Annotated in this window: 13 protein-coding genes; 12 read left to right on the top strand and 1 reads right to left on the bottom strand. The window is 37.2% G+C overall.

The annotated features are described in order from the left end of the window. Positions 1–26 precede the first annotated feature (26 nt). From pflB to IGM13_RS07130, 4 genes are all read left to right on the top strand, one after another. Complete coding sequence (gene pflB, locus IGM13_RS07145; RefSeq protein WP_002357529.1) at positions 27–2,273, top strand: formate C-acetyltransferase; 2,247 nt, start codon at positions 27–29, stop codon at positions 2,271–2,273. Between the two features lie 76 nt (positions 2,274–2,349). Next, complete coding sequence (gene pflA, locus IGM13_RS07140; protein WP_002357530.1) at positions 2,350–3,114, top strand: pyruvate formate-lyase-activating protein; 765 nt, start codon at positions 2,350–2,352, stop codon at positions 3,112–3,114. A gap of 95 nt (positions 3,115–3,209) precedes the next feature. Next, a complete protein-coding gene (locus tag IGM13_RS07135) occupies positions 3,210–4,136 on the top strand; it encodes a manganese-dependent inorganic pyrophosphatase (RefSeq protein WP_002360265.1) in 927 nt (308 codons plus the stop codon). Positions 4,137–4,207: 71 nt separating this feature from the next. Continuing rightward, positions 4,208–5,092 (top strand): DUF1803 domain-containing protein, encoded by an 885-nt coding sequence (locus IGM13_RS07130; RefSeq protein WP_002420178.1) that lies wholly within the window; start codon positions 4,208–4,210, stop codon positions 5,090–5,092. A gap of 58 nt (positions 5,093–5,150) precedes the next feature. On the opposite strand, the gene IGM13_RS07125 is transcribed toward IGM13_RS07130, so the two are convergent. Further along, positions 5,151–5,702 carry a DUF2179 domain-containing protein gene (locus IGM13_RS07125; protein ID WP_002361848.1) on the bottom strand — a complete coding sequence of 184 codons (552 nt, stop codon included), beginning with the start codon at positions 5,700–5,702 and terminating at the stop codon, positions 5,151–5,153. A gap of 180 nt (positions 5,703–5,882) precedes the next feature. On the opposite strand from IGM13_RS07125, the gene cls reads away from it, so the two are divergent. The 8 genes from cls (at position 5,883) to IGM13_RS07085 (ending at position 16,759) form a co-directional block, all read left to right on the top strand. Beyond that, positions 5,883–7,343, top strand: a complete 1,461-nt coding sequence (gene cls, locus IGM13_RS07120) for a cardiolipin synthase (protein ID WP_002371124.1) — start codon at positions 5,883–5,885, stop codon at positions 7,341–7,343. 282 nt (positions 7,344–7,625) lie between these two features. Beyond that, positions 7,626–9,506: a beta-glucoside-specific PTS transporter subunit IIABC gene (locus tag IGM13_RS07115; protein WP_086269712.1), complete on the top strand. Its 1,881-nt coding sequence runs from the start codon at positions 7,626–7,628 to the stop codon at positions 9,504–9,506. Then, complete coding sequence (locus tag IGM13_RS07110; RefSeq protein WP_002420180.1) at positions 9,506–10,915, top strand: glycoside hydrolase family 1 protein; 1,410 nt, start codon at positions 9,506–9,508, stop codon at positions 10,913–10,915. Before IGM13_RS07115 ends, IGM13_RS07110 begins: the two co-directional genes overlap by 1 nt. Positions 10,916–11,021: 106 nt before the next feature. Further along, a complete protein-coding gene (locus IGM13_RS07105; protein ID WP_010715217.1) occupies positions 11,022–11,183 on the top strand; it encodes a hypothetical protein in 162 nt (53 codons plus the stop codon). Positions 11,184–11,409: 226 nt separating this feature from the next. Then, positions 11,410–12,267, top strand: coding sequence for a PRD domain-containing protein (locus tag IGM13_RS07100; RefSeq protein ID WP_002420182.1), 858 nt, complete (start codon positions 11,410–11,412; stop codon positions 12,265–12,267). A 3-nt stretch (positions 12,268–12,270) separates the two neighbouring features. Continuing rightward, positions 12,271–14,124 (top strand): beta-glucoside-specific PTS transporter subunit IIABC, encoded by a 1,854-nt coding sequence (locus IGM13_RS07095; RefSeq protein ID WP_002420183.1) that lies wholly within the window; start codon positions 12,271–12,273, stop codon positions 14,122–14,124. 16 nt (positions 14,125–14,140) lie between these two features. Continuing rightward, on the top strand, positions 14,141–15,562 hold the full coding sequence (locus tag IGM13_RS07090) for a family 1 glycosylhydrolase (RefSeq protein WP_025188671.1): 1,422 nt from the start codon (positions 14,141–14,143) through the stop codon (positions 15,560–15,562). Between the two features lie 315 nt (positions 15,563–15,877). Continuing rightward, on the top strand, positions 15,878–16,759 hold the full coding sequence (locus IGM13_RS07085) for a helix-turn-helix domain-containing protein (protein WP_002378272.1): 882 nt from the start codon (positions 15,878–15,880) through the stop codon (positions 16,757–16,759). Positions 16,760–16,855 lie beyond the last annotated feature (96 nt).

Raw genomic sequence — 16,855 nt, 5'->3', positions numbered from 1 at the left:
CAGTTAACTAAGGAGGCAAACACTTCATGAAACAATGGGAAGGCTTTAAAGGCGACAAATGGAGAACAAGCGTTGACACTCGTGATTTTATTCAAAACAACTACACAGAGTACAAAGGCGACGACAGTTTCTTAGAACCAATCGCTCCAAGCACTGACAAATTATGGACAAAACTACAAGAATTATTTGAAATCCAACATGAAAAAAATGGCGTTTATGACATGGATAGCGATATCCCAGCAACTATTACGTCACATGAACCTGGTTACTTAATCAAAGAAGAAGAAAAAATTGTCGGTTTACAAACAGATGTACCATTAAAACAAGCATTTATGCCATTCGGTGGTATTAAAATGGCGAACAATGCCTTAGTTTCAAATGGTTATGAAACTGACGAAGAAATGACAAAAATCTTCACAGAATACAGAAAAACACATAACCAAGGTGTTTTTGATGCCTACACAGCTGAAATGCGTTTAGCACGTAAAAACAAAATCATTACTGGTCTTCCAGATGCTTATGGCCGTGGCCGTATTATCGGTGACTATCGTCGTATCGCATTATATGGTATCGACTACTTAATGGAACAAAAGAAAAAAGATCATGATAACACTGGTAACAAAGAAATGACAGACGATGTTATTCGCTTACGTGAAGAAATTTCTGAACAATACCGTGCGTTAAATGACTTAAAACAAATGGCTGCTTCTTATGGTTTCGATATTTCTCGTCCTGCTGCAAATGCGCAAGAAGCAATCCAATGGTTATACTTTGGTTACCTAGGTGCCATTAAATCTCAAAATGGTGCGGCAATGTCAATTGGTCGTATCTCAGCATTCTTAGACATCTATATCCAACGTGACTTAGAAGCTGGTTTAATCACTGAATTTGAAGCACAAGAAATGATTGACCATTTAATCATGAAATTACGTATGGTTAAATTTGCACGGACACCAGAATACAACCAATTATTCTCTGGTTATCCAATTTGGGCAACATTATCTATTGCTGGTATGGGTATTGACGGTCGTTCATTAGTTACCAAAAATGACTTCCGTATCTTACACACCTTAACAAACATGGGACCATCTCCAGAACCGAACTTAACTGTATTGTATTCTTCTCACTTACCAGAAGGCTTCAGAACATATGCAGCTAAAATCGCGAAAGAAAGCTCATCTATCCAATTTGAAAACGATGACTTATTACGTGAAAACTGGGGTTCTGACGACTGCGCAATCGCATGTTGTGTTTCTGCAACAGTTATGGGTAAAGATATGCAATTCTTCGGCGCTCGTGCGAACTTAGCGAAAGCTGTTCTTTATGCAATTAACGGCGGGGTCGACGAAAAAACTAAAATGCAAGTAGCACCAAAATATCGTCCAATGACTGGTGACAAATTAGATTACCATGAATTCATGGAACGCTATAAAGACATCTTAGACTGGTTAGCTGAATTGTATGTTAACACATTAAACATTATTCATTACATGCATGATAAATATGCATATGAAGCACCACAATTAGCTTTAATGGATACTGATTTACAACGGACATTCGCAACTGGTATTGCCGGAATCTCTCATGCGACTGATAGTATCATGGCAATTAAACACGGTGAAGTAGAAGTAATCCGTGACGAAGATGGTATGGCAATTGATTATGTACCAACAAAAGAATTCCCAACATACGGAAACGATAACGAAGAAGCCGATGCAATGGCTAACTGGATTTTAGATTACTTTATGACACAAATTAAACGTCAACACACATACCGTAACTCTAAACCAACGACTTCATTATTAACAATCACTTCAAACGTTGTTTATGGTAAAGCAACAGGGAACACGCCTGACGGACGTCGGGCCGGCAAACCTCTTGCACCAGGTGCGAACCCAAGTTATCAAGACGGTAAATTCTTAGGTGAGAAAAATGGCTTGTTAGCTTCATTAAACTCAACAGCTCGTTTAGAATATACAATCGCTTTAGATGGTATTTCTAATACACAAACCATCAACCCTAATGGTTTAGGTAAAGACGACGACACAAGAATTAACAACTTACGTAACGTATTAGATGGCTACTTCGATAAAGGTGGTTACCACTTAAACGTAAACGTATTTACAAACGAATTATTATTAGATGCACAAGCACATCCAGAAAAATATCCAAACTTAACTATCCGTGTATCTGGATATGCCGTGAAATTCCGTGACTTAACTCCTGAACAACAAGCAGACGTTATTTCAAGAACTTCACACGACAGACTATAAAAAACATTTACATTATTTAACTGAAAGGGTGACATTTAACGTGTCATCCTTTTCGTTTGAAAGAAGAGGGATCATTATGACAACACCAGTTACAGGTAGAATTCATTCAACAGAAAATTTTGGTACCGTTGATGGCCCAGGTGTCCGTTTTATCGTATTTACACAAGGGTGTCGCATGAGATGTCAATTCTGTCATAATCCAGATACTTGGAAAATTGGTTCCGGTGGTCGTGTGGTGACGACTGACGAAGTATTAGAGGAAGCATTACGTTTTCGCTCTTATTGGGGCGAAAAGGGTGGTATCACTGTCAGTGGTGGTGAGCCGCTATTGCAAATGGACTTTTTGATCGATTTATTTAAAAAAGCCAAAGCACAAGGCATTCATACAACCTTAGATACGTGTGGCAAGCCTTTTACTCGGGAAGAACCCTTCATTAGTCAATTTGATGAATTGATGAAGTACACAGATTTACTCTTATTCGACATCAAACATATTGATAACGAGCAGCATAAACTGTTAACAACGCAATCAAATGATAATATTTTAGAGATGGCTACCTATTTATCTGAAATTGACAAACCTGTTTGGATTCGCCACGTATTGGTGCCTCAACGTAGTGATTACGACGAATATTTAATCCGTCTGGATGCCTTCATAAAAACATTAAACAATGTAGATAAAGTTGAAGTGCTTCCTTACCATACGATGGGCAAGTACAAATGGGAAGAACTAGGTATTCCTTATCCATTAGAAGGAATTGAGCCTCCTAAAAATGATCGTGTTGAAAATGCGAAAAAACTACTACATGTCGAGGACTATCAAGGTTATCTAGCACGTTAACAAACGAAAAAATAGAAAAGAAGACAATTTTTTTGTTGTTTCTTTTCTATTTTTTGTTATCATTAAGAGTGAATCAAAACCAAGGAGTGTGTATTATGTCAAAAATTTTAGTTTTTGGACACCAAAATCCTGATACAGATGCTATCGGAGCAGCAATTAGTTTTGCTTACTTACAAAAAGAATTAGGAAAAGAGACAGAAGCTGTCGCTTTAGGAACACCAAGTGAAGAAACTCAATATGCCTTAGATTATTTTAATATTGAAGCACCACGTGTTGTCACTGAAGCAGCTAGCGAAACAAACCAAGTCATGTTAGTGGATCATAACGAATTCCAACAAAGCATTTCAGATATCGCTGAAGTAAACATTTTAGCAGTAGTGGATCATCACCGGATTGCCAACTTCGAAACAGCAGATCCATTGTATTATCGTGCAGAACCAGTAGGGTGTACCAGTACAATCATCTATAAAATGTTTAAAGAAAATAACGTGACAATTCCAGCTCAAATTGCTGGTATGATGGTCTCAGCGATTATTTCTGATACATTATTATTTAAATCACCAACTTGCACACAAGAAGACATCGATGCAGCGCACGCCCTAGCTGATATTGCTGAAATTAATTTAGAAGGCTATGGTCTTGACTTATTAAAAGCAGGAACAAATTTAAGCGATAAATCAGCTGAAGTCCTTTTAGATTTAGATGCTAAGAGCTTCCCAATGAACGGCAAAACAGTTCGGGTTGCTCAAGTAAATACCGTCGATTTAGCAGAAGTTTTAGATCGTCAAGCTGAATTAGAAGCAGCTATGGCCGCAGAAAATGCAGCCAATAATTATGACTTGTTTGTCTTAATTATTACGAATATCCTAGACAGTGATTCTGAATTATTAGCGATTGGTGCGGAACAAGCCAAAATTGAAGCAGCATTCAATGTAACATTAGTTAACAATCGTGCGTTCTTACCAGGCGTTGTTTCTCGTAAAAAACAAGTAGTACCACAATTAACAGAAGTCTTTAACTAAAACCGTAAGCGCCTAAGCAACGCGATAAATTCCTTGTTGCTTAGGCGCTTCAATAGTAAAGGGGCGTTAACATGAATGATTTAGCAATTTACTATCATTCTCCGCAACAAACGAAACAATACAATCATTTGCTCAACCAATCACTTTTTTTCCCTCTTGTTACTTTTATGTATGAACATCGGGAAGAAAGAATCATTTTAAGACAATTAAAAGCGGCCTTTGCAACAGAAGGCAAGTTAGAACAATTTTTATCAGAAATGATTGATTGTCAGTTAATCATTCGGGAAAATCGTCAATATCGTTTGAATTTTCCTATTTATACGGCAGCTGAAGTTGCGAGTTTGACCTTGGCTGAAGACGAACTTCCTAAGTTTAAAGGAACTGTAACAGAGCAATTATTTTGGCTAGCTGAATCTTTTTGGCCACAAGTGTTTCCAGAAGAGGAAGACTATTTTTTTGGCGTGAGCGGTGGCCCCTCATTTTATCAAAAACAAAGATTGGCCTCGGCACAACTATCTATGATTACGCTTGAAAAAGAAAAGACAGAGGTTCCAACAATGCCTCGTTATTTTGATTACTTGGGCAAAGAGCAATCCTTGCCAGAAGCCTTCAGTGCTTTATATGACTTGCTAGGGGACGTAAATCCTGAATACTATCTTTCGCAAGCGAGAAGAGTTATTAAACAAGCTCTGCGAGGCCGCAAAGTCAGTACTGTGCCTAATATTTTTCAAGAAAGTTTGCACTTGACCCAAGTGATTGTGATTGACCAGGACCACTTAAAACTCCTTTTACCAGTAGCAACAGAACAAGCCGAGCCTTTAGAAGCACAGTCGGATATTCTAGCCTTTTATTATGAAAAAATTGCTAACCGATCGGCCATCGAACGCTTAGTTTTTATGCAACAATTGATTGAGCAACTAGGTACGAACTCTCTAAGTTATCTTAGAATAAATTAAAGTTACGATAATTATATTATGTAAACTAAAAATCAATAACAAGAAATGACGCCGCTTCTTAGTGAGAAATGGCGTCATTTCTTTTGCGAACTTTTTTCGTCCAAAAACCACCGGAAATGAACTTAGGCTCATAGGAAATGATAAATGCTCTCGGCTCTAATTGATTGATTAATTTGTACAATGTACGTTCGTTTTTTCTTGGGGAAAGGATTTCTAAAACCATTCGTTCTCCTTCGCGTCCGTAGGCGACACTTTGCGTAACACCATAGCCGTGTTCACGAAGTGTTTCTGGTAAATGAAATTGTTCAGTAGTAGAAGGGAGGATAACCGATACCATAATATAACCCAAGGCCAAATAGTCTTCGATTTTAATTCCTACACTAATGCCAACAGCGTAACCAAGCGCATAAACAAGTAAATTTAAAGGATTGTCTAACCGATTCAGAACCATACTTAGCCCTAAGACATAAATTGTTATTTCAGCCATACTAACCAGCGGTGCAATAACCCGATAACCTTTCATCGTTAACATAAAACGAATAGTATTTAAGGTAATATACGCAAAATTAATGATAAAAATCATAGCTAACATTTTCAAATCAACAACCATAAAATAAGTACCTCTTTTCAAAATCTTTACATCCAGCCCTCATTATAGTACAGAAAAACTGAGAATCAAAGGCGAAACACTTATAGAAATGAATTCTTTTTTGAATACTCGCTCATATTATTCGCCTAATTTAACTGTTATTTGATATAATCTTAGTATGAAGTAAGAAGGAGGTAAGCGATGAAAATTTTTGTTTGGATTTTGTTATTTTTATTAGTAATTAACGTTATTGCTGCCTTAATTACTGTTTTTAGAAAACCTCGTAGTATTTCCAGCGTTTTAGCATGGATGATGACGTTGATTTTCTTGCCTGGTATCGGCTTTATTATTTACTTATTCTGTGGGCGAGGTATCGATGGACAAGAAGTTTTTAAATTGTCTGATGATGAAAAACAAATGGTTCAACGAATTAAAGAAAAAGTGGACGTTGATAACAAAAAAGCAGGGCGCGATAAACGTTATGATTTACTTTATGATGCGAAAGTTTTAAATCGTTATTTCCGGAATATGGACGCATCACCGTTGGCCAAAAGAAATAGTTTGCAATTATTCACAGATGGCCAAGAAAAATTCCAAGCATTATTTGAAGATATTCGTGCAGCGAAAGAAACCGTTCATGTGGAGTATTATGCGTTTTTTAATGACACAATTGGTAATCAATTTTTAGATGTATTAATCGAAAAGTTGCATGAAGGCGTGGAAGTTTACTTAATTTACGATCCTTGGGGTTCACCCGGCGCAAATAAAAAGTTTTTTGCTCGTTACGTTGACGCTGGAGGAAAAGTAGCTCCCTTTATTACTTCTCGCGATATGATCCGTAAAACACGTCTAAATTATCACTTGCATCGAAAAATTGTTGTCATCGATGGGAAAATTGGCTGGACCGGCGGGTTCAATGTTGGGGATCAATATTTGAATGTCACCGAAAAATTTGGTTACTGGCGAGATACCCATATTCGTTTGGTCGGGACGGCCGTATTTTCATTGCAAGAGATATTTATCATGGATTGGAATGCTTCAGTCAAATATCCTGAAGAACGTATGACGTATCATGAAAAATATTTTAAATTACCAGAAGATCATGAAGTGGAGCATTTGTCCTTACAAGTTGTTTCAGATGGTCCTGATTCAGAAGAAGAAATTTTGAAAAGCGGGTTTGTTCGGATGATTTTTTCTGCAGAAAAGAGTGTCTGGATTCAAACACCGTATTTAATCCCTGACGATAGTATGATTAATGCGTTGTTAGTGGCGGTTCGTTCAGGTGTCGACGTGCGAATTATGATTCCTTGTATGCCTGACCATCCCTTTATTTACCGCGCAACACAATATTACGCGAATTACTTACACAAACGCGGCATTAAAATTTATATTTATGATAGTGGGTTTATTCATGCAAAAACAATGGTGATTGATGATGAATTAGCTATGGTTGGCACAACAAACCAAGATATTCGCAGTTATTCATTGAATTTTGAGGTAAGTACGTTTATTTACAATCCCGACATTGCGTGGATGTTAGCGCAAGTCTTTGAAGAAGATATAGAAAAAAGTGTCTTACTAACCGACGAGATAATTAAAAAACAAGGGTACTGGCTACGCTTCAAGCAAAACTTTTCACGCTTGTTGTCCCCAGTCTTGTAATCAAATGAATCAGCAGTGAATGTAGTAAACTACTATTTTCACTGCTGATTTTAGTAACAAAACACTGAGGTGGTCTACCTAATTCATTGATAATCCCTCTAAATAATGGTAAATTAAAAATAAATTCAATCAGCTATTCTATCGTGAGAAACATAGTTATTACGTAGATCAGATCAAAGGGACATTCACGACGAGCAAATATTGAGTGTGTTTGCTGAAACGTGCATGTGTGATTTGATCTTTTTTATTGAGCTGTTATTTTATAGATAAGGAGTGGTCACCATGGACTACCAAGCAATAGCAAAAGAAATTTTGAAAGACGTAGGTGGCAAAGACAATATCGTGGATGTCACACATTGTTATACACGATTGCGTTTCGTATTGAAAGACACGAAACAAGTGAACAAAGAAGCCTTACTACAAACAGAAGGTGTCATTTCTGTTGTTGAAAGTGGCGGTCAGTATCAAGTGGTTTTAGGCAATAAAGTCGCGCATGTCTATAATGTTTTAGAACCTTTGTTGGCTCAGCAACTTACGACCAAAACATCCATAAAAGAAAAAAATTCATTAGGCAATCGAATTTTAAATACTGTTGCCGCGATTTTCACGCCTGTCGTACCAGCAATTGCCGCTTCAGGCATGTTAAAAGGAATTCTAGCCATTGCTGTGATGGTCGCAAACAATTTTTACCAGGTCGATTTAAAACCTTTGAATACGTATATTATTTTAAGCGCCGCTTCCGATGCACTTTTTTATTTTATGCCAGTTATTTTAGGTTATTCAGCTGCTAAGGTTTTCAAAACAAACGAATATATCGCTATGGTAATTGGTGCCACCTTATGTTATCCGACCATCGTTTCATTAATGACTGAAGAATCAGCGGTTACCTTGTTTGGATTACATGTGACCAAAGCCAATTATGTTTCCACGGTAATTCCTATTATTCTTGCAATTTTTATTTTAGCTTATGTGCAACGCTTTTTGGAAAAAGTGATTCCAGAAGTTCTAAAAATTATTATGGTTCCTACGCTATCATTACTTTTAATGATTCCAGCCACTTTATTATTATTTGGACCGATAGGGATTTATTTAGGTGACGGCGTAAATTGGTTGTATTATTATATAATGAATTTGAGTCCCATCTTGTTAGGCGGTTTTATCGGTGGAATTTGGTGTGTCTTAGTCATTTTTGGGGCTCACCGCGGACTTGTACCAAATGGGATTAATGATGTCGCTCGAACAGGTCGGCAAAATTTGCTAGCGTTTGCTGGTGCAGCGAACTTTTCTCAAGCGGGCGCCGCATTTGGCGTGTTTGTCCGCACAAAAAATAAAGGCTTGAAAGCCGTTGCTGCCTCTGCAACAGTGACTGCATTATTTGGTATCACAGAACCAGCCATTTATGGTGCAAACTTGCGGCTAAAAAAACCGATGATTTATGCGGTGGCTAGCGGAGCAGCAGGTGGGGCCTTAATGGGCTGGGGCGGCTCCTATGGGACAGCCTTCGCTAACCAAGGACTCTTGACCATCCCAGTTTACGCAGAAGCAGGAACCAAAGCCTTTATTTGTTATTTATTAGGTTGTGGTATTGCTTTTTTTGGTGCATTTCTATTAACGATTTTTCTAGGCTTTAATGATTTACCGCTTGACGAGTCACGTCAAGAACCAGTCCTAAAGACAGAGGCAACGACAGTCAAAGAAAAGCAACGGATTCAAGCACCTCTTCAAGGACAACTCGTATCTTTAGACCAAATCAACGATGAAGTCTTTGCTTCTCAACAAATGGGAAAAACACTAGCTATTTATCCGATAGAGGAACAAATTGTTTCTCCAGGAAATGGGCAGGTGACGGCTTTATATCCAACTCATCATGCAATTGGCTTAAAGTTAGACAATGGTGCTGAAATCCTCCTTCACATTGGAATCAATACCGTCGAATTAAAAGGGCAGGGATTTGAAACGTTCGTAAAAGTAGGAGAAAGGGTCAGACTAGGACAGAAACTGCTCTCTTTTGATAAACAAATCATCCAAGCTGCTGGTTATGATCCAACCGTCTTAGTCATCGTAACAAATACTGCGGAAATGGCTATAATTGAGACAACCAAACAAACAGAGATTACACCACAAACAAATTTATTTTTCATGCAAGTAAAGGAGCAAAACTAATGGTTAAACAATTTAAGAACGATTTTTTATGGGGCGCTTCTTCCTCCGCTTTTCAAATTGAGGGAGCTTGGAATGAGGACGGCAAAGGCCTAACAGTTGCTGATTACAATTCTTTTAAAAAGTCAGCTGTACAAGCAGATACGAAAGTCGCCAGCGATTTTTACCATCGTTTCAAAGAGGACATTGCGTTAATGAAAGAATTAGGCTTAAAAACCTATCGTTTTTCTCTTTCATGGGCACGAATCATTCCAACAGGTGATGGCGAAATCAATCAAGCCGGCATCGATTTTTATAATGCCGTCATTGATACACTTTTAGAAAACGATATTTTGCCGTTTGTCACACTGTATCATTTTGATTTACCTTTTGCGTTGGTGGAAAAATACAATGGTTGGGCGGATCGTCGCTGCGTTTCCGCATTTCAACACTATGCGCAAGTTTGTTATCAAGCGTTTGGTGATCGAGTCAAAAATTGGCAGGTTACAAACGAACAAAACTTAATGATTCGTGTCGATGAACGAATGAATATGTACGATGTTGCACCAGAAAATGCTGAAAAAATTCGTGCACAAATGGATTACCATATGTTTGTTGCCCATGCGCTAGCGACGAATGATTGTCACCAATTGGTCGCTGGGGGAAAAGTCGGTCCCTCTGTTTCCTCAACGATGACTTATCCTAGTTCCAATAAGCCTGAAGATGTTTGGGCGGCTCGTATGAATGATAACTTTAAAACGAATTACGCTCTAGAAATGTATTGTTTTGGCGAATACCCTGGTTACTATCAAGAGTATTTGACCAAATGCGGCATTTATCCCGAAACACAGCCAGAAGATCAAGCAATTTTGAAAGCCGCTAAACCAGATTTTATCGCTCTTAATTATTATCGGACGTTAGTCGCTAGCTATTTACCGACAGATGAGCAACATCCATTGGGTACGAAAGAAAAGGACATTGATTTTGATCTATACGGTTATTTTAAAATCGAAAAAAATCAACATTTAAAAACCTCTAAGTATGGTGCCCAAATTGATCCAACTGGTCTACGTTTAGTTTTAAATGATTATTATCGTCAATACCGTTTGCCGTTAATCATTACAGAAAACGGTTTAGGCACACCCGATCACCTAACAGAGGACGGAAAAGTTCATGATGACTATCGAATTGCGTATTTGCATGATCATATTGCTGCTTGTCATGCGGCTATTTCTGACGGTGTTGAGTTGTTTGGCTATTGCCCTTGGTCGGTCATGGATATTTTAAGTTCTCATCAAGGATTCAAAAAACGCTACGGTTTTATTTACGTCAATCGTGAAGACCATGAGTTAAAAGATTTACGACGCATTAAAAAAGATAGTTTTTATTGGTACCAATCAGTGATTAAAAATAATGGGTTACCAGAAGAATAGTGACCAAAAAGGATCATCCATTGCATAAGTGGGTGATCCTTTTGTTTTCAAGTTCTCTCATTCCGTGTTAGGCTTACTAATAAACCCGTTAAAGGTGGTGAGAGAGATGAATAATTACGATTTATGGAAATGGGTTGCAGGTAAACGAACCGAAAAAAATCAAAATGAAACCTATAGCGCCAAAAATTGGTGGTATGTTTTACTAATGCTCGGTGTATTTGTAGGGATCATGTTGTTGTATTATTTAATCTCTGTGCTTTGGAATTAAGGGAAAATGATAAAACAGACAAAAAGATGTTGTAATTTCGAATAAAAATTGTTACTATAAGGGTAAGAAGAAAACGATTGCAACAAGGGGTTGCAAGAAAAGAGTATGTCACTGGTTCGACCAGGCAGAACTCAACAGACAACTGTTATAAATCTTTACATGGGTTAAGGATGACAGTTTGTTTGTTGAGTTTTTTTCGCGGTTTTTTATAGGAAGAAGGGGTTATATGAAAGTCAAACAAATACTAAATAACAATGTAGCGATTTTAACAAAAGGAACCAATGAGGTAATCGTCTATTCTAAAGGAATTGCTTTTCGAAAAAAAGTAGGCCAATCAGTTTCTAAAGAAGAAGTAGACAAAGTCTTTGTGTTAGACTCGGCAGATGTTTTAGAGCATTTTAGTTATTTGTTAGCGAATACAGAAGAATCATTATTTGAAATTGTTCGTAGCATTATTTTACGAGCGGAGGAGCTTTTTCAAAAAAAAGCAACTGATTACCTGTATTTAACGCTTTTAGATCATATTGATTACGCCCTGAAACGTGGTAAGAAAGGCCAATATATTTCCAATCCTCTTCTTTGGGAAGTACGGCGCTATTATCCGAAGTCCTATCAATTAGGAGTAGAAGTGGTGGAACGATTAAACAAAGAATACAACGTTTCATTTCCAGAAGACGAAGCTGCTTCAATTGCGTTACATTTGGTAAATATCCAAGAAGCTGTACAAAATAGCCAAGAGAATGAAAAAGTCACAGAAATTATGAAAGATATTGTGTCCATCGTTCAATACCATTTTGGTGCGCCAATGAATCATGAATCCATTAATTACACGCGTTTCATGCAGCATTTACAATACTTCGTCCAACGGATTTTAACCAATGATACGTATAGTGAAAACGATTCTGAGTTATATCAACAAATTTCACAGCTCTACCCAGAAGCTTATGGTGCGGTGAAAAAAATCGAATTGTATGTCATTGGCACTTTTGGAAAACTGATTTCTGAAGATGAAAAAACATACTTAATGATGCACATTCATCGCATGACTGAACGAACAGAAAAGCGAAAAGAAAGCGATGTGTAGAAAATGAAATATGAAACATTTTTAAAAGAATTAATTGTCTTAGTTGGTGGACCAGAAAATATTGATAGTGTTGCACACTGTGTCACGCGCTTGAGATTTCAATTAAAAGATCGTAGTAAAGCCCAAACAGCCGAAATCCAAGAAATGAAACAAGTGATTGACGTTATCGACAATAATGTGGCTTATCAAGTCGTTGTCGGAACACAGGTGAAAGATATTTATCAAGAATTATTACCTATGTTAGGAATAGGAGAAACAACTACAGACGCACCAAAGAAAAAGACTAATCCATTCAAAGCAATTGTGGATGTCGTGAGTGAAACAATGACACCTTTAATCGAACCAATTTTTGTTGCCGGGATTTTGGCAGGCTTTTTATCATTATTTAAATTACTTGGAATTATCCAAGAAGATAGCTCCACGTTCATTGTGTTAAACACGATTAGTACTGCTGCTTTTCAATTTTTACCAGTGTTTATTGCAGCATCGGCAGCTAAACGTCTCAAAGCGAGTCCCTATTTAGCCGTTTTGTTAGCGGTTACGTTATTGTCTGATTCAATTGACGGTGTAAAAGGTCTAAGTATTTTTGGGTTAGGTTTACCACAAATTACGTATTCAAATAGTTTTGTGCCAATCTTTTTAGGTGTTTGGTTTATGGGGATTTTAACTGAGCGCTTTAAAAAATGGATACCTGATGCCTTGCAATATTTTTTAAATCCATTACTAATTATGCTGATTACCTTACCAGTGACATTATTAATTTTTGGACCATTAGGTACATGGATTGGTGATGCGTTGTTCTTCGTTTGTGATATTTTACAAAATACAGTTGGTTCATGGGCTGTCACAGCCTTATATGCCGCTTGCCAACCATTCTTAATTTTACTGGGTGCTGGTAATTTCGTTATGCCAGTTATTATGCAAATGTTAAGCGAGCAAGGTTATGATAGCATCTTTTTACATGCTTCAACAATTTCAGATATTGCTGTTGCGGGAGCCATGTTTGGTTACTTCCTGCGTGCTCGTCAAGCAAAACAACGTGAATTATTTGGCTCAGTTAGTTTTACTGCATTGATGGGAGTGACGGAACCTGCTGTCTATGGTGTATTCGTAAAATTCCGCCGGCCGTTTATCGCTGTAATGATTGGCGGTGGTTTAGGAGGACTAATTGCTGGACTGTTGAAAGTCAAAACTTATGGCTATGTGTGGGGCCTAACTAGTTTGCCTTCTTATTTAGGCAAAACAAATGATACGAAGAACTTTATGGCTATGCTAATCGCAGTAATTGTCGGTTTTGTCGGTGCAGCGGTTGCTTCGTTTATCCTAGGGATTCCATCAGAAGAAAAAGAACTACCTAAAGAAACAACGACTAACAAAACAACACAAAAAGAACGACTACTGACCAAAAATCCTGTTTTTGCAGCAATTAAAGGAACCGTCATCCCTCTAAGTGAAGTAGAAGATGCGGCTTTTTCAACAGAAGCATTAGGTAAAGGCGTTGGTATCGTTCCAACTGATACCGAAGTGGTTGCCCCTTTTTCTGGCGAAGTTGTTTCTGTTTTCCCGACAAAGCATGCCATCGGACTTAAAAATGCAGATGGTGTCGAATTGTTGATTCATATCGGTATTGATACTGTTTCTTTAAATGGTAAAGGGTTCACTGTCCATGTGACAGAAGGCGAGCATGTTCAACAAGGACAATCATTAGTCACCGTTGATTTTGATTACATTCGCCAACAGGGACTTTCAGATACTGTTATTTGTGTAATTACCAATACAAATGAATTTTTAGATGTTATCGGAACTACAGGAGAATGTGCTTCGTATGATCAAGAAATGCTAAATATTGTATTATAAAAAGGAGACACCGATCATGAAAAACAAAAAATTTTTATGGGGCGGCAGTATCGCCGCTCATCAATTAGAAGGCGCTTATCAAGAAGGCGGCAAAGGCTTAGCAATCATGGATCTGGTTACAGTGGGTGCTGTAGATCAGCCACGAGAAATCACCCAAACCATTGAGGCAGACAAATATTATCCTTCACACACTGGCATTGATTTTTACCATCGCTATCAGGAAGATATCGCCTTATTTGCGGAAATGGGTTTTACCTCACTTCGTATCTCTATTGATTGGTCACGAATTTTTCCAAAAGGAGATGAAACCGAACCGAATGAAGAAGGTTTGTTTTTCTATCATCAAATCATTGATGAATTACTCAGTCAGGGAATCGAACCAATTGTCACTTTGTATCATTTTGAAATGCCAGTTCATTTAGTCAAACAATATGGTTCATGGAAAAATCGGAAAGTTATTGATTATTATTTGCATTACTGTCAGACTGTTTTTGAATCGTTTAAAGAGAAGGTTACTTATTGGTCTACGTTTAACGAAATGAATCACCTCGATCCGACCTCAAACGCTTCTGAACCTTTCACCTATATTTTGACAGGTTTAGAATACGGTAAAATCCAAAATCGGCCACAAGTGTTAGCCGAAATCGGCTATAATATGACACTGGCCGGAGTAAAAGCTGTTCAATTAGGTCATAAAATTAATCCTGATTTCCAAATTGGTTGTGTTTTTGGTTTGACACCCGCTTATGCCAAAGATTGCCATCCAACGAATGCGTTAAATTCATTAAAACAAACAACTCGTGATTTTTATCAGATAGATGCAATGTGCAATGGGGCCTTTCCACTATATAAACAAAAGGAATACGAGAAACTTGGACTCCACATTACTATTTCGCCCGAAGATCAGGAAGCATTTTCCGAAGGTAAAATTGATTGGATTGGTTTAAACTATTATGCTAGCGAAGTTGCGAAATTTGAAGGAGACGACGACGCTGAAAGTTCTCTATGGGGTGGCACTCAAAATCCTCACTTGGAAGTTTCTAAATGGGGTTGGGCAATTGATCCTATGGGCATTCGTTATTTATTAAACATGCTTTACCAACGTTATGGGTTACCAATTATGATAACGGAAAATGGCTTAGGGGCTGTTGATGTTTTTGAAGACAGCACTGTGCATGACACCTATCGTATTCACTATTTGCAACAACATATTGAGCAAGTCCAAAAAGCCATGACAGAAGATTTTATTGAGGTAATTGGTTATTTAACTTGGGCACCGATTGATTTAGTCAGTGCCACAACAGGTGAAATGAAAAAACGTTATGGCTTTATTTACGTGGATAAACATGACGATGGTACAGGAACATTAGACCGTTATCGGAAAGATTCTTTTTATTGGTATCAACAATTAATTAGAGATTATCCGCAAGGTTGTTAAAAAGAAGAAACAAATTATTTTAAATCTAAATACACCTAACTAAACAAAAGAACAGCAAGAAGTGATGAATACTTCTTGCTGTTCTTTTTCTTAAGAAAAAACCAATAATTTTCGGTTGTATTTGTCTATCCGTTTGTAGTATGATTGAGTCAGTTTTAAAGGAAACATGCCAAGTATGGAAGACCATACTTGACACGCATTGACTAATTAAACATGGGGAACGTTGCCATAAGTTGATGTTCCAGTCAATAATGCAAGTAAATCAAACATAGCATGTACCTCCTTTAATTGATAATCAAAGTATAACATCTTTTAATGAATTTACATAATAATACAAGTGGAGGTCTGTTCGTGAAGGTAGCAGGAGACAAAATAAAACAAGCGAGAAAACTTAAAAAAATCACACAATCAGAGCTGGCTAACGGCATCTGTACGCAAGCAACAATTAGTAATATTGAAAACCGTAATCTATGTGACAGTTTAGATATTTTCTCATCTATTTGCCTCCGATTAGATTTAGAAGTAGAAGAATGCATGATGATTTCTGAAGAAAAGAAAATTGAAAATCTACTAAACAAAGTCGAGGATTTATCTTTACGGTTATTTCACTTAGAGGCCTACAAATTATTACAAGAAGTGCCTGAAGGTCTTATCTTATCTAATAATGAACTAACGACTAAATTGTTATATTATAAGGGAATTACTTGTTTATTAGGAAAAAAAGATAAAGCAGAGGCCTTGTTTTACCTATACCGGGGCGCGGAAATTGACCGTAAAGTCAATATTTACAACATTTTAAGCCTGAATGCGCTAGGTACGCTATACGAACTGGAAAAAGATATGAGAAAAGCGCAAGTGTATTACGAAAAATCATTACAAGAATTGGAACAATTTAAATTAGAATGTTCCTTGGAGCGTTGTAGAATTTATTATAATTCTGCTAAATTCTACTCGGAAATAAAAGATTACCAAAAAAGTGTCATTTTAAGCGAAAAAGGGATTCAGATTTGTCGTGACAAACACTCCATTTATTTGCTAGATTATCTTTTATATGAAAAAGCCTTTAACAAACAAATGCTCGGGGAAGACACAGCCGATGACTATCGTCAAGCCTATTATTTTACACAATTTTTTGGCAATACAGAAGTCCTGCAATATATTGAGAAAGATATGAAAGCTTTTAATATTTCCTATTAATTTAATCAAAAAGCCGGTAAAAGCTGAAAACTCAGTTTTTACCGGCTTTTTGAAAAGTCTAGGCAAGTTACTTTTAAAAATCAGCAGTCACGGTTA

It is taken from the genome of Enterococcus sp. DIV0561 (assembly GCF_050539875.1).
In the GTDB taxonomy this organism is placed as follows: Bacteria; Bacillota; Bacilli; order Lactobacillales; family Enterococcaceae; genus Enterococcus; species Enterococcus faecalis.
The sequence above is the reverse complement of the archived record's forward strand: the minus strand, read 5'-3'. Positions and strand labels throughout refer to the sequence as shown.

What these genes read in the sequence shown, in the direction of transcription:
- pflB (WP_002357529.1), top strand. Translation starts at nt 27, where the DNA reads ATGAAACAATGGGAAGGCTTTAAAGGCGACAAATGGAGAACAAGCGTT.
- pflA (WP_002357530.1), top strand. Translation starts at nt 2,350, where the DNA reads ATGACAACACCAGTTACAGGTAGAATTCATTCAACAGAAAATTTTGGT.
- IGM13_RS07135 (WP_002360265.1), top strand. Translation starts at nt 3,210, where the DNA reads ATGTCAAAAATTTTAGTTTTTGGACACCAAAATCCTGATACAGATGCT.
- IGM13_RS07130 (WP_002420178.1), top strand. Translation starts at nt 4,208, where the DNA reads ATGAATGATTTAGCAATTTACTATCATTCTCCGCAACAAACGAAACAA.
- IGM13_RS07125 (WP_002361848.1), bottom strand. Translation starts at nt 5,702, where the DNA reads ATGGTTGTTGATTTGAAAATGTTAGCTATGATTTTTATCATTAATTTT.
- cls (WP_002371124.1), top strand. Translation starts at nt 5,883, where the DNA reads ATGAAAATTTTTGTTTGGATTTTGTTATTTTTATTAGTAATTAACGTT.
- IGM13_RS07115 (WP_086269712.1), top strand. Translation starts at nt 7,626, where the DNA reads ATGGACTACCAAGCAATAGCAAAAGAAATTTTGAAAGACGTAGGTGGC.
- IGM13_RS07110 (WP_002420180.1), top strand. Translation starts at nt 9,506, where the DNA reads ATGGTTAAACAATTTAAGAACGATTTTTTATGGGGCGCTTCTTCCTCC.
- IGM13_RS07105 (WP_010715217.1), top strand. Translation starts at nt 11,022, where the DNA reads ATGAATAATTACGATTTATGGAAATGGGTTGCAGGTAAACGAACCGAA.
- IGM13_RS07100 (WP_002420182.1), top strand. Translation starts at nt 11,410, where the DNA reads ATGAAAGTCAAACAAATACTAAATAACAATGTAGCGATTTTAACAAAA.
- IGM13_RS07095 (WP_002420183.1), top strand. Translation starts at nt 12,271, where the DNA reads ATGAAATATGAAACATTTTTAAAAGAATTAATTGTCTTAGTTGGTGGA.
- IGM13_RS07090 (WP_025188671.1), top strand. Translation starts at nt 14,141, where the DNA reads ATGAAAAACAAAAAATTTTTATGGGGCGGCAGTATCGCCGCTCATCAA.
- IGM13_RS07085 (WP_002378272.1), top strand. Translation starts at nt 15,878, where the DNA reads ATGAATTTACATAATAATACAAGTGGAGGTCTGTTCGTGAAGGTAGCA.